Annotated in this window: 20 protein-coding genes and 1 pseudogene; 9 read left to right on the top strand and 12 right to left on the bottom strand. The window is 60.9% G+C overall.

The annotated features are described in order from the left end of the window. Positions 1-578: 578 nt before the first annotated feature. Together NKG95_RS06435 and NKG95_RS06440 are read left to right on the top strand one after the other, a co-directional pair. Positions 579-1,652 (top strand): tartrate dehydrogenase, encoded by a 1,074-nt coding sequence (locus NKG95_RS06435; RefSeq protein ID WP_353040219.1) that lies wholly within the window; start codon positions 579-581, stop codon positions 1,650-1,652. Between the two features lie 10 nt (positions 1,653-1,662). Next, positions 1,663-2,139 (top strand): Lrp/AsnC family transcriptional regulator, encoded by a 477-nt coding sequence (locus NKG95_RS06440; RefSeq protein ID WP_023718597.1) that lies wholly within the window; start codon positions 1,663-1,665, stop codon positions 2,137-2,139. A 308-nt stretch (positions 2,140-2,447) separates the two neighbouring features. On the opposite strand, the gene NKG95_RS06445 is transcribed toward NKG95_RS06440, so the two are convergent. Together NKG95_RS06445 and NKG95_RS06450 are read right to left on the bottom strand one after the other, a co-directional pair. Continuing rightward, the gene (locus tag NKG95_RS06445) at positions 2,448-3,824 is read right to left on the bottom strand and encodes an aspartate aminotransferase family protein (RefSeq protein WP_353040220.1); all 1,377 of its coding nucleotides are present in this window, start codon (positions 3,822-3,824) and stop codon (positions 2,448-2,450) included. 96 nt (positions 3,825-3,920) lie between these two features. After that, complete coding sequence (locus NKG95_RS06450) at positions 3,921-4,157, bottom strand: hypothetical protein (protein ID WP_353040221.1); 237 nt, start codon at positions 4,155-4,157, stop codon at positions 3,921-3,923. A gap of 323 nt (positions 4,158-4,480) precedes the next feature. Between NKG95_RS06450 and NKG95_RS06455 the strand changes: the two genes are divergently transcribed. Further along, the gene (locus NKG95_RS06455) at positions 4,481-5,170 is read left to right on the top strand and encodes a haloacid dehalogenase type II (RefSeq protein WP_352639337.1); all 690 of its coding nucleotides are present in this window, start codon (positions 4,481-4,483) and stop codon (positions 5,168-5,170) included. 156 nt (positions 5,171-5,326) lie between these two features. Here NKG95_RS06455 and NKG95_RS06460 read toward each other — a convergent pair whose 3' ends face one another. The 5 genes from NKG95_RS06460 to argE form a co-directional block, all read right to left on the bottom strand. Continuing rightward, positions 5,327-6,802 carry an NAD-dependent succinate-semialdehyde dehydrogenase gene (locus tag NKG95_RS06460; RefSeq protein ID WP_352483203.1) on the bottom strand — a complete coding sequence of 492 codons (1,476 nt, stop codon included), beginning with the start codon at positions 6,800-6,802 and terminating at the stop codon, positions 5,327-5,329. A gap of 18 nt (positions 6,803-6,820) precedes the next feature. Continuing rightward, a complete protein-coding gene (locus tag NKG95_RS06465; protein ID WP_353040222.1) occupies positions 6,821-7,864 on the bottom strand; it encodes a tartrate dehydrogenase in 1,044 nt (347 codons plus the stop codon). Positions 7,865-8,037: 173 nt separating this feature from the next. Beyond that, entirely contained in the window at positions 8,038-8,394 is a 357-nt protein-coding gene (locus NKG95_RS06470) for a cupin domain-containing protein (protein WP_023718603.1), read from the bottom strand. Between the two features lie 14 nt (positions 8,395-8,408). Further along, positions 8,409-9,332, bottom strand: a complete 924-nt coding sequence (locus NKG95_RS06475) for a 2-hydroxyacid dehydrogenase (protein ID WP_352483202.1) — start codon at positions 9,330-9,332, stop codon at positions 8,409-8,411. A gap of 17 nt (positions 9,333-9,349) precedes the next feature. Next, entirely contained in the window at positions 9,350-10,474 is a 1,125-nt protein-coding gene (gene argE / locus NKG95_RS06480) for an acetylornithine deacetylase (protein WP_353040223.1), read from the bottom strand. Between the two features lie 238 nt (positions 10,475-10,712). Between argE and NKG95_RS06485 the strand changes: the two genes are divergently transcribed. After that, complete coding sequence (locus NKG95_RS06485) at positions 10,713-11,591, top strand: GNAT family N-acetyltransferase (RefSeq protein WP_353040224.1); 879 nt, start codon at positions 10,713-10,715, stop codon at positions 11,589-11,591. Between the two features lie 88 nt (positions 11,592-11,679). On the opposite strand, the gene NKG95_RS06490 is transcribed toward NKG95_RS06485, so the two are convergent. The 3 genes from NKG95_RS06490 to NKG95_RS06500 are packed head-to-tail and all read right to left on the bottom strand — an operon-like array spanning position 11,680 to position 14,691. After that, the gene (locus NKG95_RS06490; RefSeq protein WP_353040225.1) at positions 11,680-12,519 is read right to left on the bottom strand and encodes an ABC transporter ATP-binding protein; all 840 of its coding nucleotides are present in this window, start codon (positions 12,517-12,519) and stop codon (positions 11,680-11,682) included. Continuing rightward, positions 12,513-13,592 carry a FecCD family ABC transporter permease gene (locus tag NKG95_RS06495; protein WP_352589389.1) on the bottom strand — a complete coding sequence of 360 codons (1,080 nt, stop codon included), beginning with the start codon at positions 13,590-13,592 and terminating at the stop codon, positions 12,513-12,515. Before NKG95_RS06495 ends, NKG95_RS06490 begins: the two co-directional genes overlap by 7 nt. After that, positions 13,582-14,691, bottom strand: a complete 1,110-nt coding sequence (locus NKG95_RS06500) for an ABC transporter substrate-binding protein (protein ID WP_352639478.1) — start codon at positions 14,689-14,691, stop codon at positions 13,582-13,584. Before NKG95_RS06500 ends, NKG95_RS06495 begins: the two co-directional genes overlap by 11 nt. Before the next feature lie 143 nt (positions 14,692-14,834). On the opposite strand from NKG95_RS06500, the gene NKG95_RS06505 reads away from it, so the two are divergent. Then, positions 14,835-15,647: a class I SAM-dependent methyltransferase gene (locus NKG95_RS06505; RefSeq protein WP_352815128.1), complete on the top strand. Its 813-nt coding sequence runs from the start codon at positions 14,835-14,837 to the stop codon at positions 15,645-15,647. Positions 15,648-15,708: 61 nt separating this feature from the next. After that, positions 15,709-15,912: pseudogene (locus NKG95_RS06510) on the top strand (FAD-dependent oxidoreductase); the annotation flags it as partial. A 114-nt stretch (positions 15,913-16,026) separates the two neighbouring features. On the opposite strand, the gene NKG95_RS06515 reads toward NKG95_RS06510, so the two are convergent. After that, positions 16,027-16,908: an alpha/beta fold hydrolase gene (locus NKG95_RS06515; RefSeq protein WP_353040226.1), complete on the bottom strand. Its 882-nt coding sequence runs from the start codon at positions 16,906-16,908 to the stop codon at positions 16,027-16,029. A gap of 9 nt (positions 16,909-16,917) precedes the next feature. Next, on the bottom strand, positions 16,918-17,976 hold the full coding sequence (locus NKG95_RS06520) for a sugar phosphate isomerase/epimerase family protein (protein WP_353040227.1): 1,059 nt from the start codon (positions 17,974-17,976) through the stop codon (positions 16,918-16,920). Between the two features lie 148 nt (positions 17,977-18,124). On the opposite strand from NKG95_RS06520, the gene NKG95_RS06525 reads away from it, so the two are divergent. The 3 genes from NKG95_RS06525 to NKG95_RS06535 form a co-directional block, all read left to right on the top strand. Then, the gene (locus NKG95_RS06525; protein ID WP_353040228.1) at positions 18,125-18,964 is read left to right on the top strand and encodes a helix-turn-helix transcriptional regulator; all 840 of its coding nucleotides are present in this window, start codon (positions 18,125-18,127) and stop codon (positions 18,962-18,964) included. A 199-nt stretch (positions 18,965-19,163) separates the two neighbouring features. Further along, positions 19,164-19,439 (top strand): hypothetical protein, encoded by a 276-nt coding sequence (locus NKG95_RS06530; RefSeq protein ID WP_352639326.1) that lies wholly within the window; start codon positions 19,164-19,166, stop codon positions 19,437-19,439. 496 nt (positions 19,440-19,935) lie between these two features. Beyond that, on the top strand, positions 19,936-23,302 hold a 3,367-nt coding region (locus NKG95_RS06535), incomplete at its 3' end, for a toxin TcdB middle/N-terminal domain-containing protein (protein ID WP_353040229.1).

Raw genomic sequence — 23,302 nt, forward strand, 5'->3', positions numbered from 1 at the left:
AGCATTTCACTCTGCGCGTTTTCCGCCGCCCGGGTCACGCGACCGCATCCTTCAGACGATAGTATGTGCCTACCATGGGAGGCATGGGAGGAAACCATGGCTTGCCGGTGTGAATCACGGCCACCTCGAAATCCCCCGAGACCGGATCGGCCACGGATCCGCCAATGGAACCGAAGTATCGTGCCAGTAGGAAGCAAACTTCATTACCGTGTCACCCTCATACTCATCCGGGGTCTCATCCGGGGTCGATCCGATGCAATGAGTGTATGATCGACTCCGCAGGTGAGGTGCGACCCAACCGGTCATTCGTCGCAACAATTGCCCGTCTTTCATGCCTCAAACGGCAGGATGTTCCGCCCTCGTACAAAGTTCACGGCTTACGGCTGAGGCCCATACGCTAGGCTGCGCTTGGGCAGCGAGACCAGTGTCGATCCGCGTCCTAGTTGACCGAAGCGCCTGAAGACCGTGGCGTGGGGCCAGGTCACTGAATTCTGAGAAGACCGTCTTGCCAAGGTACAATCGGTCGCGCACGAGATTGAGGTCACGAGGCGGCCAGCACCAAAAACAGGGAAGTAACGATGCGCGAATATGAGATTGCCGCCATTCCTGCCGACGGGATCGGCCCGGAGGTGATTGCCGCAGGTCTCCAGGCGCTTGAGGTGCTGCAGCAGCGCTGCGGCGACTTCAAGCTGCGCGTCCAGCACTTCGACTGGGGCTCAGACTATTACAAGGCCCATGGTCGGATGATGCCCGAAGATGGACTGGCGCAACTGAAGCGCTTCGACGCCATCTTCTTTGGCGCGGTAGGCGCTCCCGATCTGCCCGACGACATCACGCTCTGGGGCCTCCGGCTGCCGATCTGCCAAGGCTTTGATCAGTACGCCAACGTGCGGCCGACCAGGATATTGCCCGGGATTGTTTCGCCGCTGGCGGGCGTTGGCCCTGGCGATCTGGATTGGGTGATCGTGCGTGAGAATTCCGAGGGCGAGTATTCGGGCCACGGCGGCCGCGCCCATCGCGGCCTCCCCGAGGAGGTCGGAACCGAGGTCGCGATCTTCACGCGCGTCGGCGTCACCCGCATCATGCGCTATGCATTCCGGCTGGCGCAGTCACGGCCGCGAAAGCTCCTGACTGTTGTTACGAAATCCAACGCGCAGCGTCACGGCATGGTAATGTGGGACGAAATCGCAGCCGAGGTGGCGCGGGAATTCCCCGACGTCGCGTGGGACAAGATGCTAGTCGATGCTATGACAGTGCGTATGACGTTGAAACCTCGGAGCCTAGATACGATCGTCGCCACCAATCTTCACGCCGACATATTGTCGGACCTTGCAGGCGCGCTCGCGGGCAGTCTCGGCGTTGCACCGACCGCCAACATTGATCCCGAGCGGCGCTATCCCTCGATGTTCGAGCCAATTCACGGCTCGGCATTCGACATCGCCGGCAAGGGTATCGCCAACCCGGTCGCCACCTTCTGGACCGCTGCCCAGATGCTCGAACATCTGGGCGAGAGCGCAGCGGCCGTCCGGTTGATGAGCGCTGTGGAAACGGCGACGAGTGAAGGGGTGCTGACGCCCGACGTGGGAGGGACAGCGACCACGCAGGAAGTGACGGACGCCGTCTGCCGGACGATCCGCGGTTCGAACGTGTGACAGGTTTCCAATGAAGCTCGACAAGATCGACATCAAGATCTTATCCCAATTGCAAAAGAACGGGCGGGTCACGAATGTCGAGCTAGCCGACCTGGTCAACCTTTCGCCGAGCCCTTGCCTGATGCGGGTGAAGAAGCTTCAGGCGGAAGGCTTCATCACCGGCTATTCCGCCCAGATCGACGTGTCCAAGCTCGGACAGACTCTAACGATCTTCACCGAAGTCACGCTCAAGCACCATCAACAGAACGACTTCGCGAGATTTCTCACCGCAATTCAGAAAGTCGATTCTGTCATCGAATGCCATCTGGTTTCAGGCGGTTACGACTACCTAGTGAAGTTTGTCACAGCGGGCATCAGCGAGTACCAGACGATCATGGAGCGCATGATCGAATTGGATATCGGAATCGACAAATATTTCAGCTTCGTCGTGCTGAAGTCACCGATCGTGAAATCCCATTTGCCTCTCGACATCATTTTCGACAAATGAGAAAGCTGCTCCGCAGTCTCGGACCTGGAGAGCCGCGCGCCAGCGCTCCCTGTTGCTGTTTTCGCTGCGCTTGTGCAACGGCAAGAGATTCCACATACCGGCAAATTGCTTTGCACTTGGCAGACGCCGGCATCACCTGAGGATTTGCTTCGGCGCCGCTAAAGCGCGTCGCGTTCGACCGGCCTCATGCGACGCGCTTTAGGCTCTTGTTTTATGCATGTCGCTATCACAAAACCGCTGCACACTTTTGCGCGACATGCATTAGGCGTCTACCGCATTGACCGAGGTCGCTTCGGCGATGGCAATGATCATCCCTTCATCGCTGCCCGCACATCCCTATCTTCGAGGGTTTGATCCAGCGTCATCCGGGTACGTTCGAGGATTCCATCGATATCGTCGTCCGTGCAGCAGAGCGGCGGCGCAAAGCCGAGGATGCCGCTGTTGAAGGAGCGGATGACAAGGCCGTTCGCCCACGCGCGCTCGAAGATGCGGCGCCCCGGATCGGCCGCCGCCGGCAGCGGCGTTTTGCGCTCCTTGTCGGTGACCAACTCAATTGCTGCCAGCATGCCGCGACCGCGGATGTCGCCAACCAGCGGGTGGTCGGCGAGCGAGCGAAGGCCTTCCATCAGGCGCTTCCCGGCCTTGCGCCCATTCTCGAGCAAGCCATCTTCATAGAGACGCAGGCATTCGAGCCCGACCGCCGCGCTCACGGGATGGGCCGAATAAGTATAGCCATGGCCGACGGCCGCTTTGCCGGCTCCGTCCGCGATGGTATTGTAGACGTGGTCCGACATGAAGACGGCGCCCATCGGCACGTAGCCCGAGGTCAGTCCCTTCGCCGTGGTCATGAAATCCGGTACGACCTCGTCTTCCTCGCAGGCGAAGAGGGGGCCGGTACGGCCAAAGGCAGTGATAACTTCGTCGGCAACGAACAGAATGTCGTGTTCCTTGCACACGGCGTGCAGAGCCTTCAGCCAACCCGTCGGTGGAACGAGGACACCGCCCGAACCCTGGATGGGTTCGGCGTAGAAGGCCGCAACGCGGCCCGCGCCGAGTTCCGCGATTTTGGCCCGCAGGGCCGCGACCGATGCGTCGATGATCGCCTGCGGGTCGGAACCGACCGGATTGCGATAGGCGTAGTGCGAAGGAATTTTGTGCTGCCAGTCGTATGGCACGCCGAAACCCGCATGGAAAGCCGGGATCGCGGTCAGACCTGACCCCGCCGTCGAGGATCCATGGTAGCCATACTCGACCGAGATGAACTGGTCCTTTTGCGGCGTACCCTTGGCATGGTAGTAATAGCGAATGAAGCGGATCGTACTGTCGACTGCGTCGGAGCCGCCAATCGTGAAATAGACATGGTTCAAATCGCCGGGCGCCAGTTCGGCGAGCCTGGCAGCAAGGCGAATGGCAGGCTCGGATCCCAGCCCGAAATATCCCGTCGCATAGGGAAGCTCTCTTAGCTGCTTTGCGGCTGCTTCAACGACGCTTTCCTGGCCGTATCCGATGTTTACACACCATAGACCGGCGAATCCGTCCAGCAGGGTTTTCCCGCTTGCATCGGTTACTGTTGCGCCCTTGGCGGATTTGAGCACCCGCACGCCCGTCTCCTCGTGGCTCCGATAGCATGAAAACGGGTGAACCAGATGTGCGCGATCGAGTTCGATCAGTGAGTTTGCCAGCATTTCTTCCTCCGATTCAGCGTAGTGCCTGACTGACGAGAGCATAAGTCCGGTGTGGTGTGGTTTCGTCCTTCAGCTCATCTGCGGTTCGTCGCATCATTATGCCACCGACGACGTGAGCCAGGCAGGACGGGTGAGCCATTCGCCGAGATCTGTAGATTCGGTGTCGATACGGACAAACTCGCCCGCACTGTCGGCCAGCAGGAAGTCGATCAGGTTCGGTGCTTCGGAATTGCTTCTCGCCACCACCGGCCCACCAACCTGCCGCGACAGTTCGACAGCACCGCTCAGATGCGCCATTGTCATCGTTTCCAGCGTGATCTGCTGCGCGGTCATGGTTCATTCCGGGCCTGAATTCTCCTAGGCCCAAGATAGGCTGCCGCGGACAGCAGTTCCTCCCGACCAGAACCTGAGCGATAGGCGTTTTGACTTTCCTTTGCCGCTGGCGCCGTATCTTATGCCGACGCACGGCTGAAAGGTCGCGCTCCCGCCGAAGCTCGAAAACGAACTCAGGCGCAACTCTCTGCCAAAGCTCTCACGCAATACAAAACAATCTGCTTCAGGGCACATCGAATGCGGCGACTAGTCTTCTCGGTTCTCACTATGATCCTTGCTGTTAAAGGCACGCTGTGCCGACAGGATTGGAAGGATCGACGCTCATGACCCAGTTCAGACCGAAATACATCACCTTCGACTGCTACGGTACACTGACCAACTTCGACATGGCCGGCGCGGCGAGACGCGTATACGGCGCGCAGCTCTCCCCAGCTGGGATGGCGCAGTTCATCAGGGATTTCTCGGCCTATCGCCTCGATGAGGTTCTTGGCGCCTGGAAGCCGTACAGCGAGGTCGTGCACAATTCTGTGGAACGAACCTGCAAACGCAACGGCGTCGCATTCCGGCCCGAGGATGCCCAGCGCATCTATGCGGAAGTGCCGACATGGGGTCCGCACCCGGATGTCCCGGCGGGCCTGGCCAAGGTCGCCAAGGAAATCCCGCTGGTGATCCTGTCGAACTCCATGAAGAGCCTGATCATGTCGAACGTGGAAAAACTCGGCGCACCGTTCCACATGGTCATCACGGCCGAGGAGACCGGCGCCTACAAGCCTTTGATGAAGGGCTTCGAATATATGTTCGAGAAGCTCGGCTGCGGCCCGGAGGACATTACGCACGTGTCGTCCTCATTTCGCTATGATCTCATGACCGCCTATGATCTCGGTATCAAGAGCAAGGTCTGGGTGAACCGCGGCCACGAGCCTGCAAACCCCTTCTACGAATATACCGAAATCAAGGATATCGGCGGTCTGGCCGGCGCCGTCGGACTGGAGCCCGTTCGGGAATTCGCCTGAACGTCTGTTTGCTGGCGCAGTCGCGCCAGACTTAGGTGCTCCCAAAACGTTAATAATCACTGGTCGCAATAGAGAAAGGGGCGGTTTTCACCGCCCCTTTCTTTGTTGTTCCAACGCTTTAGGGGCTGCAAGTGTTTCCACCTGCTTGCAAGATAACTAGTTAAGCCCGCCAACATGAAGCGTCTTGACCTCGAGATATTCCTCGATGCCGAGCTGCGATCCTTCGCGCCCCACTCCTGACTGCTTGACACCGCCGAAAGGCGCAACCTCGGTCGAGATCATGCCTGTGTTGAGCCCGACCATACCGAACTCCAGCGCCTCGGCAACACGCCATGACCGTTGGAGGTTGTCGGTGTAGAAGTAGGCGGCAAGGCCGAACGGCGTACCGTTCGCGATGGCGATGGCCTCTTCCTCCGTCTCGAAGCGAAAAAGCGGCGCCACCGGACCGAACGTCTCTTCCGATGCCAGGAGCATCTCGGTAGTAGCCTCTCCCAGTACGACGGGCCGTGCATATTGCTTGCCCTCCGGCACCGTCTCGCTCTGGGCGATGATCTGCGCACCTTTCGCCTGTGCATCCGCGATGTGACGCTCGATCTTGTCGATCGCGGCCGCGTTGATCATCGGGCCGATTTCAGTGCCCTCGTCGGTCCCTGCGCCAACCCTCATCCGCGTGACGCGCTGGCTCAGCTTTTCGGCGAAAGCGGCGTAAACGCCTTCCTGCACGAGAATCCGGTTCGCGCAAACGCAGGTTTGACCGCCATTGCGGAACTTGGATGCGATCACCCCTTCAATTGCCTTATCCAGATCGGCGTCGTCAAAGACGATGAAGGGCGCGTTGCCGCCAAGCTCCAGGCTCAGCCGCTTGATGCTATCGGCCGCGCCACGCATGAGCAGCGCACCGACGCGGGTCGAACCGGTGAACGAGATCTTGCGGACGGTTTCGTTGGCCATCAGCTCTTTGCCGATCTCCGCCGGCATGCCGGTTACGATGTTGATAACGCCTGCCGGGATGCCGGCTCGGTCCGCCAGGACGCCGAGCGCGAGCGCCGAGAATGGCGTAAATTCCGACGGCTTGATGACAACCGTGCAACCTGCGGCCAGCGCCGGTGCTACTTTGCGCGTGATCATCGCGTTGGGGAAATTCCACGGCGTGATGATGGCGCAGACGCCGACGGGTTCTTTCAGCACCAGAATGCGGCGATCGGCCGTGGGTGACGGAATGGTCGAGCCACCGATCCGGCGCGCCTCCTCCGCAAACCATTTCACAAAAGATGCGCCGTAGCGGATTTCCGCCAACGCCTCGGCAAGCGGCTTGCCTTGTTCCAGCGTCAGCAGGAGCGCGAGATCCTGTTCGTGCTGGCGGATGAGGTCGTGCCAGCGCTCCAGAAATCCTGCACGCTCGGCATGGGTCCTTTTCTTCCAGCCTTTGAAGGCCTCAGCCGCAGCGTCGATTGCGGCTCTCGTCTCGTTCTCCGCCATTTCGGGAACGGTGCCGAGAACACTTTGGCTGGCAGGGTCAATGACATCGACCACGCCCTTCGTTTCCGCATCCCACCAGACACCGCCAATCAGCGCCTGCTGGCGGAAAAGGTCGGAATCGTTGAACATACCAATCTTCGTCATCGCATTCATGGTCTTTCCTCTGCTCTTTCAGGTTAATCCTGCCAGCACGGCCTGCGTGATTGTTTCAGTCCTGTCCTTGCCTGCGATCGTGCCAATCCCCCGCGCGGTTGCGGACTCGATCGCCGACATCACTTCTGCCGCAGCCTGCCCCTCACCCAGATGCCCGAGCATCATCGCACCGGACCAGATCGCGGCGATCGGATTGGCGACGCCGAGATGCGCGATGTCGGGCGCCGAACCATGGACCGGCTCGAACATGGAAGGCGCGCTGCGATCGGGATTGATATTGGCAGAGGCGGCATAACCCAGCCCGCCCTGGATGGCCGCTCCAATATCAGTGAGGATGTCGCCAAACAGGTTCGAGGCGACGATTACGTCGAGGCTTTCCGGCGCCAGCACCATGCGGGCAGCCATGGCGTCGATGTGGTAGTGCGAGACCTCTACATCGGAATAGTCTTTCGCTATCTCGCGCGTGACCTCATCCCAGAAAATCATGGAATGTTTCTGCGCGTTGGATTTGGTGACAGATGCCAGCTTCTTGCGGCGCGCCCGCGCCTGTTCGAAACCGAAACGCATGATCCGTTCGACACCCGCACGCGTGAAGATTGCTGTCTCAATCGCGACCTCATTGGCTGTGCCGGAATGGACGCGCCCGCCGGCGCCGGAATATTCGCCTTCCGTATTCTCGCGGATGCACAGGATGTCGAAACCATCGGAGCGGAGGGGCCCCTGAACGCCCGGCAACAGCCGGTGCGGTCGTATGTTGGCGTACTGCGTGAACCCTTTGCGGATCGGCAGGAGCAATCCGTGAAGCGATACTGAGTCGGGCACTTCTGCGGACCAGCCCACAGCGCCGAGATAGATCGCATCGAATTTTCGAAGTGTCTCGATGCCGTCTGACGGCATCATTGCACCGGTCTCCAGGTAGTAGGCGCACGACCATGGGAATCTTGTGTCAGCAAGGGCGAAACCGCCCCGCTTAGCCGTCGCCTGCAGCACCTGCCATGCCGCCTGCGTCACGTTCTTGCCGATGCCGTCGCCGGGGATGAGCGCTATCTTGTAGGTCTTCATTGATGGAGGTCCTCGTTCGCACTAGCGTCATCGGAACAATAGTGGATCGCCCGCCGCATTTTCGGTCGAGGATGAGCCGCCCGACGGCGTCGAATCGCGTCAGGCGGAACTTGGAAAGCCGATTGTTCTGGAACCGCCGCGTGCTCTGTTCGGCCGGACCTTGAGCACTGAACTCAGTCATAAACGCTGACGTAGATCTTGCGTACGGTCTCGATCGTGCGCCAGACGCCGACGAAACCCGGCTTCATCACGAAACTGTCGCCGGCGCGGTAGGTCTTGGTCTCACCGCCCTTCTCCTCGATTTCGACGAGACCCGAAACGATGTGGCAGAACTCGTAGATAGTTCCCTTGATCGAATGCGTCTCGCCGGGCGTCGCTTCCCAGACGCCGGTCAGAACTTTCTCACCTTTTGAGGCATCCTGCGCCCAGGTCTTGAAGGATGGAGTGCCGGAAATGAGCCGCTCCGGGGCCGGTAATGCCTCCTTCGGCGCGAAGTCTGGAACTGTGTCGATCGTGATCAGAAGTGACATGTGATGTTTCCTGGTTAGTAGCCGAGTGTCCGATCGACGAGGCCGATCAGTTCTTCTCCGGCGCGGTGGCGCCGGATATTGTCCACGACGGATTGTGCCGCCGTATGCGGTTGCGTCACCGAGGCGATATGCGGCGTTATCATCACCTTCGGATGCGACCAGAGCGGATGGTCTTCCGGGAGCGGTTCTGGATCAGTGACATCAAGCATCGCCGCAGATACATGACCGATGTCGAGCGCGTTGATCAGCGCGGCCTGGTCTAGTTGCGGACCTCTGCCGACATGCAGCAGCTGCGCCCCGACGGGCAGTAAGTCGAAGAACTCTGCATCGAGCATGCCGTGCGTTTGTTCCGTGAGCGGGAGCAGGCAGACGAGAATATCCGTTTGCTTCAGAAAGCCCGCGAGTTGGTCCCTGCCGTGAAAACAGGCGACGTCCTCTATCCGCTTTTCGCTGCGGCTCCACCCGGCAAGCGGAAACTGGAACGGCTTCAAGCGCTCGATAGCCGCGCGGGCCAGCATGCCAAGGCCGAGGAAGCCAACCCGGCGTTCGGCCGCCTGTCGACCGGCAATCGGTTGCCAGAGGCACCTTTTCTGCTGCTCGAGATAGGCGGGCATCTGCCGGTGGAGCGCCAACACGCCGAGCGCGACGTATTCCTGCATCATGCGTATGATGCCATCCTCGACCATGCGCACCAGCTTCACATGGCTTGGCACCACGTCCTGCTTGAACTGGTCGACGCCCGCGCCGGTGGAAAACAGCACTTCCAGATTGCGATAGCGCGAGATCTCGTCCGGCACCGTCCAGGTAATGAGATAGCGCACCTTCTCTGGCTCCATTTCATCGCCGGAATGGAGGAATTCCAGATCCGGGATCTGGCGCGCAAATATCTCGCGGAAGACCGCGGCACGCGCGGCATCGGAATTGAAAAGAAACGCCATGGTGACCGCCCCTTCCTTCAGGCCGCAAGAAGCGCGCCGAGCCCCTCGATCATCTTCCGGCAAGCGGCGAGTTCACCGATCTCGATATATTCGTCGGCACGATGGGCACGGCCGATATCGCCGGGGCCGCAAATGACCGCATCGATTCCGGCCTGCTGATAAAGCCCGGCCTCCGTACCGAAGCTGACGGCTGTCAGCGGCTCCTGCCCCGTCAGCTCCGTCATAACGGCCGCTAGATCCCTCCCATTCGCGGGCGCAAGGGCGGGATAGGAACTCAACTCGTGCCACGCCACATCGAAGCCACTGTCGCGCAGATCGAAAAGCCGGGCCTTGACCGGCTCAAGCAGGGAGGATGGAGAAACGCCGGGCACGGCACGCACCTCGACGTCAGCGGTGCAACGGTCGGGGATGATGTTGACGGCTTGTCCACCGGCGATGACGCCCACCTGCAAGGAAGTATATGGGGGCTTGAAATTATCATCGAACGGCCCGTCGGCGAGGGATTGGCCATAGGCCACGGCGTGCGTGATGACACCGGCCATGGCGTGCACGGCATTGAGTCCGAGATCGGGGCGTGACGAATGGCCGGATCGCCCGATCACCTCGAGCCGCGCGGCCGCCTTCCCCTTGTGAGCGCGCACAGGCTGCATCCGGCTCGGCTCGCCGACTATCGCGCCAAGCGGCTTCTCGCATAAGCTCGGCAACGCGGCTAGGAGATGCGGCACGCCACGGCAACCCGCCTCTTCGTCGTAGGAGAACGCGAGATGAACTGGCTGTCGCAGATTCATCGCCAAAAGTTCGGGAAGCGCGGCCAATGCGCAGGCGAGAAAGCCCTTCATGTCGGTGGTGCCGCGGCCGTAAAGCCTGCCGCCCTCGCGGCGCAGGACAAACGGATCCGAGCTCCATTCCGGCTCGCCGGCCGGCACGACATCCGTATGTCCAGAGATGATATAGCCCCGAGCCTGGCGCGGGCCGATCGTGACGAAGAGGTTGGACCGGTCACCCTCGGGTCCGGGGAGAACTGTCACCTCGGCTCCTGCCGCCTGACAGTAGTCGCGGATCCAATCGACGATCGCGCTGTTTGGCGTGCCCACAACAGAGGGAAATGCAACCAGGGTCGCGAGGATTTCTTCCACGTTCATGGCGGTCGCTCTGCTTGCACACTATCACCGGTTGCGACCAGCCTACCCGTATGGCGAAGTGTTCCCTGCCGAATCGCGCCGTGCTTTGGCCGAAGATTGCGAAAAAGCACCTCAAACCAGCGAAACCTGCTGGCTTTCCCCTGTAAAGATGCTGCAAAAGAGGCCTGTCGCAAACATGGCAATCGGAGCCTTAGCACCGCGTGCCTTGCGCATTCGTTGAAGGACCGGATCGACTGAGATGCAGAGATCAGTACGCCTGAAATCCTTCGAACTGGTCGCGCGGGACATTGATGACGTCGACGTCAAGCTACTGCACGCGCTGTCGATCTCAGTCCGCTGGCCTCATCGGCCGAAGGATTGGGACTTTCTGCGCCGTGCCGGCCGCGGCATTGTTGCCGTTGATGGTATTGGACGCGTTTTCGGCAGCGCGATGTGGTTTCCTCACGGGGACGATTTCGCCACCATCGGCGTAGTGATCACAACGCCCCGCACGCAAGCGCAAGGAGGCGGCCGATGGCTCATGGACTTGGTGCTCGAGCAATGCGGCGATCGCAACTTGGCACTCAATGCTACCCATGCTGCCTATCCTCTTTATGTCTCACTCGGTTTCACGACCGAGGCGATCGTATACATGCGCCAGGGGGAGGTCCCACAGACACCCCCAACAATGCCGGCCCTGGACGGTCAATTGCAGGCGCTATCGAGCGACAGGCTGAAGGAGATCACGGCGTTGGATATGCGCGCGTTTGGGACAAACCGCGAGAGGCTGCTCGCGTTGCTCGCGGCCGATGCCTCAATCTGCACTTTGAGCCGTGGCGGCGAGATCGTCGGCTATTCCATGTGTCGCGAGTTCGGGCGTGGCCACGTGATCGGCCCCATGGTCGCGCGCAACGATCTAGACGCGGTCCATCTCACAGCCGTGCATCTGAAGGAACTGGCAGGACGGTTCGCCCGCGTCGATACGCGCGAGAAGGATGGCGTGTTTGCCGCGTTTCTCCAGCAGTGCGGCCTCGGCATTGCCGAGACCGTTACGACCATGTCCAAAGGGCGCCGTTTTCTGAACCGGGAAGACAATGGGCCTTGGGTCTATGGATTGGCCGGCCACGCCTTGAGTTGAATGCAAGCACGCTGTCGCCTTCAACCAGCGGTCAGAGGATCAGGTCGATCAGTGCGCGCGTCGATCAACCGGCATAATGCGGTTGCCGTCACGCGGCCGGAACGGCTGCCGCTTCGAATCTGCTCCTAATCCCGGATTCGGTTTCCGCTGCCGGCATTATGAGCGTCCGACGCCCATCCGCCACGCCATCCACGATGACGTGGCCGATGCCGCGCGAGCACGGCTCGATGCGCGCGTTGAGGTGATAAATGTCCCGCAGCAGATCGGATGTGATGACGTCCGGCGATGACCCGCATGCGACCAGCCGGCCGTCCGCGATGACCATTGTCTGATCGCTGAAGCGCAGGGCGTGATTGAGGTCGTGCAGGGCGATCAGCACGACCATGCCTCGCGCCTGAGCAAGTTCCCGCATGAGACCGAGCACTTCCACCTGCCGCGACAGATCGAGTGCTGATGTCGGTTCGTCCATCAGCAGGATCTCCGGCTCGCGCACAAGCGTTTGTGCCAGGCTGGCGAGTTGCCGCTGGCCGCCGGAAAGCTCGCCGATGTTGCGGAAAGCGATATCGGCGATGCCGAGCGCCGCCAGGGTCTCGTCGATGCGAGCCAGATCATCGTCGCTCACAGACCAGCCCATACCCTGCTTGCGGGCGAGCAACACTGACTCATAGACGGTGAGCACCGCGTTGGCGGACGTTTCCTGTGGCATGTAGCAGATGCCGCTCTTCCCGCGAATGACCCCCTCGACATGCATTGCTCCCGGTCCGTGCAGGAGGCCGGCGATGCGCCTGAACAGCGTCGACTTGCCGGCGGCATTCGGACCGATCACCGCCACGATGTCTCCGCCCTCGAACGCTGGCGTGGTCACATCCCGAAGCCGGAGGCTCGTGCCGTAGCGCGCGCCGAGCGCCTCGAGCCGGATCGTCACCATGAGCGCCTCGTGCTAGACAGGATGAGCGAGATGAAGAACGGGATGCCAATGAGTGAGGTGACGATGCCGATCGGGAAGACCGTCCCCGGGATAAGCGACTTGCTGACGACCGAACTGGCCGACAGGATGAGCGCACCCGACAGGGCCGAGGCGGGCAGGAAGAAGCGTTGGTCCTCGCCGATGACCATGCGCGCGATGTGCGGGCCCACAAGTCCGATAAAGCCTATGGTGCCGACGAAGGCAACGGGGATGGCGGCGAGAAGGCTCACCAGAATCAGCGTCTCAAGCCGCAGGCGGCCGACCTTGACGCCGAAGCTGGCCGCCTTGTCCTCACCAAGCCTCAACGCCGTCAGCGCCCAGGTGCGCCGGGCGAAAATGGGTAAGACTGCGAGGAGAATGAATGTGGTGACTGCAAGCTTGGGCCAGGTGGCCTTGGTGAGGCTGCCCATTGTCCAGAAGACGACCGCCGCCAGCGCTTCCGCCGACGCGAAAAACTGGACGAGCGCGAGCAGCGCATTGAAGGTGAAAACCAGCGCGATGCCGAGCAGCACGATGGTCTCCGCGCTGACGCCGCGCTTTACGCTCAGCACGTGAATGAGGAAGGCCGCCAGCATCGCCATCACAAAGGCGTTGATCGGCACTACATATTCGACTGCGGCGGGGATAAGCCTCACCCCGAAGGCAAGTGCAAGCGCGGCGCCGAAGCTCGCGGCGGCGGATATGCCGAGCGTGAAGGGGCTCGCCAGCGGGTTGTTGAGGATGGTCTGCATCTGTGCGCCGGCCACGGCGAGCGCCGCCCCGACGACGATGGCCATCAGGGCTACCGGCATGCGGATGTCCCAGAGCACCACGCGCACCTGCTGCGGCACCGTGTCGGGAAACACAAGCGCCCGCACGACCTCGGCAAGTCCGTAGCGGGCGGGACCGACCGCAAGGTCGACGCACAGGCTGAAGAGCAGGGCAGCGCCGAGGCCGGCAAGGATCAACTGCCGCCGCCAGACGAGAGCGCGGTAACGCCCTCGTCCATCGGTGCTGTCGAGCGCGGTGCTGATGGCCGTCGATTCAATCGACATCGGTCAGCGAGACCCAGTGGCCGGGCCTGTATGCGACGGGCAGGAATTTCTCGTGCAACTCCCTGAAGGTCGCCTCGGGATCGAGATCGGCGAAAAGATCCGGATGCAGCCACTTCGCCATCTGCTGGATGGCGACGAACTGATAGGGGCTGTTGTAGAACTGATGCCAGATGGCATGCACGGCGCCGTCCTCGACGGCCTTCACGCCGGTCAGCGCCGGCCGCTCGGTCAGCGCCTTCAGCTTGCGCAGCGCCTCTGCCTCATCACGGCCGGGGCCGACGCCGACCCAGGCACCGCCCGGCACATAGGCTTCCCACGAGCCGCCGGTGACGATGATCTGATCCGGGTCGGAGGCGATGATCTGTTCGGGATTGAGTGTGCCGAACGTGCCGGGGATGATGTCATTGGCGATGTTGTCGCCGCCCGCCATCTCGACGAACTTGCCGAAATTGTCGTCGCCGAAGCTCATGCAGCAATCGTCCGAATAGCCGCCGGCGCGTTCGATGAAGACCTTGGGCCTTTCCGGCTTGGCCTTCTCGATGACGTCGGTAACGCGCGCGATCTCGGCGGCGCGCCAGGTGATGAATTCCTCGGCGCGCTCCTCCTTGCCGAACAGCTTGCCGAACAGGCGCATGCTGGGTTCGGTGTTGGTAAAGGGACGCTCGCGGAAATCGACATAGACCAACGGAATGCCGGCGGCGGCGAGCTTCTCGATATATTTGGCGTCTTCCGTGGCCTGCTTCGACTCGATGTTCATCAGGATGACGTCGGGCTTGAGCGACACCGCCTGCTCGACGTCGAAAGTGCCGTCCTTGAAACCGCCGAAGGTGGGGATCTCCGCCATCCTGGGGAATTTTTCGAGATAGGCGGCGTAGTTGTCCGGATCCGCTTGGCTAAAATCCTCGCGCCAGCCAGCGATGCGCTTGAACGGGTCCTCGGTGTCGAGCGCCGCGACGAGATAGACCTGCCGGCCCTCACCTAGGATTACCCTCTCGACCGGGACGTTCACCTCGACCTGGCGGCCCGTGATGTCAGTCACTGCAACCATTTCGGCCCTGGCGGCCAGCGTCATCGACAGGGCGACGATAGCGGCCGCCATCGTCCCTGCTGGGACCTTTCCGAAATTCATCGCGCCCTCTCGTGAAGTGGATTAGCCAGAGGTGCCTTATAAAAGATGACTTCAATTCTCAAGAAATATCTTTTAGAGCAATTCCAGACTGGTACGACGACAAGGGGTCTGGAATGGCGGGCGAGCCCAATTATTCGCTGCGGGACGAGATACGCGACTATTGGTCGACGCGCGCCGAAACATTCGACCTTTCGGTGGGGCATGAAATCTTCTCACAGCGGGAACGCATGGCCTGGCACAGGCTGATGCTCAAGCACTTAGGCCCCGGGGATGGGCGTCGCGCGCTCGACCTCGCTTGCGGCACCGGGGTTGTATCCCATCTCATGCACGACCTGGGTTATGCCGTGACCGGGCTCGATTGGTCAGAGGCCATGCTTGCCCGCGCGCGTGCAAAGGCGACGCAGAGGGAAAGCGGCATCCGGTTTCTGATCGGCGACGCCGAGCGCACCCTTGAAAAAGGAGAAAGCTACGACGTCCTCGTCACCCGTCATCTCGTCTGGACGTTGGTGGATCCGCGAGCGGCGTTCGCCGAATGGTTCTCGCTGCTCAAGCCTGGCGGACGGCTGCTGATCATTGATGGTGATTTCGTCAGTAGGACCTGGGTAACCCCTCTGCGACAAGTCCTGGAAAGGGCTGTTGGCCGGACAGTCGGGCCAGTCCACGGAGTGGATCAGGCGATGGTGGGCCGCCATCGCAGCATCCTGTCACGGCTCCACTTTTCGCACGGCGCCAAAGCGGACGAGGTCTGCGCGCTTCTCGTCGAGGCTGGCTTCGAAATACCTGTGGTCGACACCCGGCTCGGCGCGATTCATCGCGCGCAGGCGCGGCACATGAACTTCCTCAAGGTCCTGGAACGGTCGATGCAACATCGCTACGCGATCTGCGTGACGAAGCCGGCCTTGCGCATGGGTTCGCCGACATGCTGACCAGCATCGGGCATCGTGCTCCGGAGGCCGGTGGCGCCAGCCCCCAGCTACTCGGTGCCGCCTGATCTACGGCATGGGCTATTCGGGGCATGGCGCGCAATTATCGACGCTGATCGGAAGTGTTTTAGCAGACATTGCAATGGGCCGCACGGATACCAATCCAATCGATGGCATGCACTGGAATGCAGTCCCGCTGCATACCGGCAGGCCGTGGTTCCTGCCGATGGTAGGCACCTATTATCGGCTAAAGGACATGCTAACTTGATTCCATCGAGAGGCCCCAATATGGCCGACCGACACCGCCAACAGAAGGATTCATCGTATCGGCACCTCTCGCTCTTGACCGGCCTCAAGGGACTCCAAAGGGATTCCCAAGATTTCAGTCGGTACCCGCAAGGAATGGAACAAGATCGCGAAGCACGGCTTCCGGCGCCTCTTCCGGAACGATGTGGCCACTACCTTTCACGATGACGCCGCGCAGTTGTTCTGTCACGTCGACGAGGATCGCGCGCGATCCGTCGCCGGCGGAAAACTCCCCGCCCATCGCCAGAACCGGCATCTTCAGTCGAGTTTTCCGGCGCTCCGTGTTCTGGGCGATCGTTTCCGGGATAGCTCGATAGTATGAAAAGCCCGCCCTGAGGGCGCCCGGGCTTGAATAGGCGGCGATGTAGGTGTCAACTGCGACCGCCTCGCGCTGAACCGACCACTGTTCGAACATCCAGGTGAGATATTGCGCCTCGCGACCCTGGATCAGCATCTCTGGGAGGTCAGAGAGCTGGTTGAACATGAAATGCCAGCGGAACTTGAGTTTCTCGACAGGGCCGAAGATTTCGGCATTTGGGGCGATCCCCGGAATGCTCGCATCCATGAGAGCGACGCGCTCCACCGCATCCGGGAAATCGGCTGCGAGCGCGTAGCCGATCCACTTGCCGATGTCGTGGCCAACGACCTGAAACCGCGCATATCCGAGCAAACGCATGAAGCCGTGCAGATCCGCCGCTGCGGTCGCGGTATCATATCCTCGAGCCGGCCGGCTCGACTGCCCGATGCCGCGCAGATCGACCGCGATAGCCTTGAAACCCGCCTCGGCGAGGCCTTTCATGACATGCCGCCAGACATACCAGGTCTGGGGCCAGCCGGGGATGAGCAGGACCGGCAGTCCATCGCCGACCGAAACATGGTGCAGGCGAACGTCGCCGACCTCGCTGTAGCCGTGAACGAAGCCGGCCTCAGAGTCATTCTCTACAGTTGTGCGTTGCATGACTTCCTCCTACACGCCCAGCCCGAGCATCCGGCGATTGGCATCCCGATCGGCACCCGTTCCGGCGAAGTCGTCGAAGACCTTGTCGGTGACCCTGATGATGTGGTCACGGATGAACGCAGCACCTTCGGCAGCTCCATCTTCCTGATTCTTCAGGCAGCATTCCCATTCCAGAACCGCCCAGCCTTCGAACCCGTATTGCGCGAGTTTTGAGAAGATCGGTCGGAACGCGACCTGGCCATCTCCCAGCGAGCGGAAGCGGCCCGCCCGGTCAGTCCAGCCCCGATATCCGCCGTAGACGCCTTGTCGACCGGTCGGATTGAACTCCGCGTCCTTGACGTGAAACATCCGGATGCGCTCGTGGTAAATGTCGATGTAGTCCAGGTATTTCAGTTGTTGCAGCAGCAGGTGGCTCGGATCGTAGAGGATGTTGCAGCGCCGATGGCCTCCGACCTTTTCGAGGAACATTTCGAAGGTTTCGCCGTCATGCAGGTCTTCGCTCGGGTGAATTTCGTAGCAGAGGTCGATGCCTGATTCCTCGCAAGCGTCCAGGATTGGCAACCATCGCTTCGCCAATTCTTCGAATGCAATGTCTACGATCCCTTCCGGACGCTGAGGAAAAGGGAAAAAATAGGGCCACAGTAGCGCTCCCGAGAATGTTCCCATCGCGCTAAGCCCGAGCCTCCTCGAAGCCCTTGCCGCTAGGTTCACCTGCTGCACGGCCCACGCGCTTCGCTCGTTGGGCTTCCCGCGCAGAGTTTCTGGGGCAAAGCCGTCGCACATCGCGTCATAGGCCGGGTGCACGGCGACGAGTTGCCCAAAAAGATGGGTCGCGAGTTCCGTGATGACGATGCCACGCTCAGCGAGCATACCCTTGATGTCGTCGCAATAGGCCTGGCTTTCCGCCGCCTTTTCCACGTCGAACAGCCTCCGATCCCAAGCCGGTATTTGGACACCCTTGAAGCCGAGATTGGCGCACCAGTCGGCAATGCCCTCGAGGCTGTTGAATGGTGCGGCATCGGCACTGAATTGGGCGAGCATCAGGCCAGGCCCCTTCATCGTGTTCATATCATGGTCTCCTCGTGCACTTTGTTTGTCGATCGATAAACAATCACTTGCGCTGCCGAGTCAATCCTATTATTGGTCGCTCGCTCAAGAATAGACGAATAGATTGATTGCGAAGCAATCGGTCACGCTTTGGGAGGAAGCCGTGTCCTTGATCTATGAGCTTCACTACGGCTCGTTCGGCCATGTGAGCGTATTGGAGCTTTCGGATCCGCTAACCGAGCACGCGCACTCGATGGCCAATCTCAGCGTCTGGCTCGAAGGGGACCCGGTCGAGCTAAGTGTAGCGTCGAAACGCGGCGGGTTCGATCAAGATCGGGCTACGCTCATCGCGCCGTTTGTATCTCATAGCGTCTCGCTACCTCAGGGAGGCCGCGCTAAGACGCTGTCATTCTATCTTGACCGGCGCTGGCTGGGGACCATTCTCGCTGGGGCCGATCCGACGAGCCGTTTTACGACGGTCGAACTGAAGCTCGACCGGACAAGCCAGGCCCTTGCCGCCGGGATTGGGCGCGACCTCGCCGGCGGCAACGGTCTCCAGATCGACGCACGTATGGAAGCACTGCTGCTCGGCTTGCTTGGCGCCGCGAAGGGCGGACGAGACAGTGCCGACGGAAGGCCCCCGCTCGATTTTCGCCTGTCAAAGGCCATCCGCTTGATGCAGGCCGATATCGCCCGCGAGCATTCGCTTAACGAGATCGCTCGCCACGCCGGGATGTCGCGGGCCCGTTTCTTTTCGATGTTCCGCGACCACATGGATCTCACACCAGGTACGTACTGGAACACCTTGCGCATCGAGCACGCTATTTCGATCATGAGACAGCAAGGAACGAACCTCACCCGGCTAGCCGGCGATCTGGGCTTCGATGCCCAAGGGAATTTTTCACGATTCTTCCGCCAGCAAACCGGCGTAGCGCCGAAGCAGTACCGCCGCGCAATGCGGCAAGCGATTTCCAGTAAGAAACGAGTGACAATCGAGACACATGCATGAAACTGCTTCGCTACGGGCCTGCCGGCGCCGAACGTCCCGGACTGCTGGATCGGGAAGGGCGAATTCGCGATCTGGGAGGAATTGTCCAGGACATCGCGGGGACGGCTCTGGCGCTGCCCTCGCTGGAGCGCATTGCCGCATTGGATCCCGAGACCCTGCCTCTCGCAGAGGGGAATCCACGTATAGGGCCATGTGAGATGTGCGGCTACTGCACGACTTGCTCGTATCGGCAGGCGACCAATTCGCTCTCCGCTATGCCGGCCTTCATGCCGTCGCCGCATGCCGCTTGGAGCGCGGTTATCGTCTTATGGGCATCGATATCGGCGCCGAGGACACCCCGATCGAGGCCGGCCTGGGCTTGGCTGTCGGTTGGAGCAAGCCAGACGATTTCATAGGGCGCCATATCGTGGAGGCCCCAGCGAGGCAAGGCGCCGCGCTCGCGCCTGCTTCAGTTCTCTCTTGGCGGCGCCGATAGCGCGCCAATTCTGATCGGCAATGAGGTGATCTGGCGCGACGACGAGCGTGTCGGCACCATTATGGACTTTGGTGGTGGAGCCAGTCTGAGGCGAACCCGTCTCCCGCCAAATTTCCCTGATAAACGGCGAAAAACAGGGAAATTTGGTGGAAAGCAACGAAATTGGCTAGAATCACCTAGTTATTGATACGCAATTTCAGTCTCTTACGGGACGAATTCCCTAACGATTTTATCAGGGAATCTGTCGCGACAAGCAGCGAAATATTTTTGAAATTGCAGTGTATTCATTCAATGAAAGTCGTGATGACACCACCGGTCGGCCTAACCGACCTTGTCCGAGCTGTTTGTGAAGTGACCTGATCTTCCATCTTGAATCGCGCCCTCCTCCGCCACGCCTCCACAAATTTCCCTGTGGATATGCCCATTGTGATGACTTGGTGTCGTATTCGTTTGGCTCCGGCTGAGTAGAAGTAAGCAACTTGGGCTCGGGGGAATCATGAACAAGTTGCTTGTTGGTGCGGCATTGCTTGCCGCCGGCGTCTTCGGCGCAGATACATCTTTCGTTTCTTATATTAGAAACTCCGCAGGAATGGCGGCCTTTGCGCAGGAGGCGCAAGGGACTTCGCCTGATCTTGGCGCACCATCGGGCAGCCTCGGCAATAGCGGGGCAGCACTTGGCTCGGGAACAGGCTCCGGCACGGATGATGCGGGCGCACCGCCCGCAGCGGGTGCGACGGGAGATGCTGCGCCGGCGGGCGATAGTCCGGATGCGGCAGCCAAGGTCGACGGCAAGCCGGCCGACAGCGAGGCCACCGATGCCAAGGGCGGGGCGGCCGCGAAGGCGACCGACAGCGAGACGGCACCGGAGGAACCAGCAGCCGCAGTAGCGACCGAGACGACCACCGAGAGCGATCCGGAGGCGATCGGCACGCCGAAGGTGGACCTGCCGAAGAGTTCAGGCAATGGCAATCTTGGCTATGCCATCGGCATCGATGTCCCAGACTTCCACGGCATCGAACCGTCGATCGCGCTTGATTACAATTCCTCGCGCAAGACCAAGACCGGCGGTCTCTACCAGGGCTGGCTTGGCTATGTCTGGGGTCTTGATGGCTTTGACGTCATCGAGCGGGCAACCCCCGGCTATGGCATGCCGGCCTTCGATGCCGGCGACATCTATCTGCTTGACGGCCAGGCGATGGTCGCCTGCGTGGCCGGCATGGTGTCGCCATCGTGTTCGACCGGCGGCACGCATGCGACGGAGAACGAATCCTACCGCCGCATTGCGCTCAACAGCACCACCAATGAATGGAAGGTGACCGATCGTGACGGCACCGTCTCCACCTTCCGCTCTGTCGCCGCGGTCGCCAACCTGACGCCGACTGCCGGCACGCCGGCCTATGATCTGGCCCAAAGCTATCGCTGGCTGCTGACCTCGGTCACCGATACCAATGGCAACAGCGTCGCCTACAGCTACACCTGTCCGGCAAGCCCGGTCTGCTATCCCGATACGATCAGCTACAACGGCACTGTGGTTAAATTCTACCTGGAGGCACGGCCCGACCTGATCCTGATGGGCAATGGCCGCGACATCTCCGAGACCAGCCAGCGCATCAAGGCAATCGGCGTCACGGTCTCGGGCGCGCTGCGCAGCGCCTACAAGCTGACCTACGACCAGGCGCCGTTCTCCAATGCCTCACGACTGACCGCTGTCACCCGCTACGGCACCGATGCGGCAATCGCCGCCGACGGCACCATCACCGGCGGCACCGCAAAGCCGCTCGGCCAGATGACCTATCAGAATACCGATGGGGTCTATACGACGGTCGATGCCTCCCTCCTCACAGGCTTGCTCCTCATTGAGGGAGCACCAAACGAGGTCGGCGATTTGGACTTTGACGGTCGTGACGAGATCTTTGGCGACTACGCCACGCAAGGGGAATCCCCAACCGGCCAAAGAACCGCCAGCAGAACAAAGTACCGATACAAGTTCAATTCGAATGGCGCACTCATCGATACAATCTCGGCAGGCCTTAACTCGGCGTATGACGGAAAATATTCTTCCAAGCCCGGTCGGTTCTTTCCCGACAAAAGCACGATGGACTTTGCGGACACGGTGGGGACACGAGGCGCGTTTGTCATCACAAACGCACAGCTGGCGCTGACCAACGCCAATTGTAAGCCACCGCTCCTTGGTGGTGGCGTCGTGGTGCCGGCCAGCTATGAAGCCTTGTGTGACGCGCTCTCGACCGGCTCATTTGTTGTCGCTGACGCGGATGCCGACGGCATCGATGCCGTGAACCCCTCAAGCGGCCTCTGGGGCGATATCGGAGTTGGCGATTTCCTCGGCAATGGACATCAGCAGCCGTTGTTGGCACCGATGCTCTTCGGCGGAGACGTAAAGAAGGGCGTCCTGTCAAACGGCACGTGGGAGCCGGTCCAGCCTTCGTTTCCCACCGGCTGCTCGGGGCAGGTTTATACCGGCAGGGGCAGCTGCGCGCTTGCCGATGTCAATGGCGACGGCGCGACGGACATTTTCCGCTACAATGGCACTGACGACAGCGCCAGACTGTGGCTGTCGACCGGTGTCGATTTCAAGGAATACGCGGTTTCCTCGATACCAGGGACGTCCGCCATTCTTCGCGACTTCGACAATGACGGCCGCATGGACGTCATCACCATCGGGGGCACACTGACGGCGCGGCGGGCCGACACGATCCGAGTCTTTTCGCTGCGTCCGTCTTCAACCGCGACAACCCCGGTGGAATTCACACTTCCGGCCAGGATGAATGCCGGCGTTACCATCGGCGACTTCAACGGCGACGGCCTGCCGGACTTTACTGACTACAAAGACCACATGTTCATCTCGGCGCCAGGTGCTGGCAATCCGAACCTGCTGCGCAGTGTCGTGACGGAACTCGGCGGGACGGTTGCGGTGGAGTATGCGCCGTCGTCGACCTGGGTGAACACCTATCTGCCGCAAGTGGCGCATGCGGTGACAAAGCTTTCGGTCGGCGACGGCCGCGGCCAGACGGCGGTGAGCACCTACAGCTATGCCGGCGGCAAATACGATCCGGCGGCGCGCAAGTTTTTGGGCTTTGCCTCGATCGTCGAGACCAAACCGCTGGCCAATGGCGAGACGGCGGCCTCGAAGATCGAGACCAGCTACCGGCAGGACCTGGCAAGCTACGGCCTGCCGTCGCTGACGCTGTGGAAGGATGGTGCGGGCACCGTCCACAAGCAGGTGGCCGAGACCTATGCGGTCAACACGGCGGCAAAACCCTACACCGTGCAGAACACGGCGACCGACACGACGCTGACCGAGAATCTTGCACGCACTCTCAGGGTCGAGCGCACGTTCGACGCCTATAACAACGTCACCGAGATCAAGGACTATGGCCGCACCGATGTCAGCGGCGACGAGACCTGGACGGTGGCAAGCTTTGCGCCCAACACCAGCGCCTACATCGTCTCGCTGCCGAGCAGCCAGACGGTGCGCGCCGGGCTGGACACCAGCTTCCCCTATATCGGCTATGAGGAGACCTATTATGACGGCAACGCCGGCGCCAACGCGACGCCGCCGGTCAAGGGCAACGTCACCCGCAAGCGCAGCTTCGCCAACTATTACAGTTCGCCGCAAAAGGAGGTGAACCAGTATTTTGCCTATGACAGCTTTGGCAACAAGGTGTCGGCGACCAACGGGCTCGGCCACAAGACCGAGTGGGACTATGATGCGACCTATCACCTCTATCCCATAACGCAGCGCAGCCCCCGCTATTTTGCCACCGGCGGCCAGAGCGCCGACACCCGCTTCGTCTCGAGCGCCACCTACAATGCGGTGTGCGGGCTGCCGGCGACGAAGACCG

The organism is Mesorhizobium sp. M1423 (genome assembly GCF_040317575.1).
Lineage (GTDB): Bacteria > Pseudomonadota > Alphaproteobacteria > Rhizobiales > Rhizobiaceae > Mesorhizobium.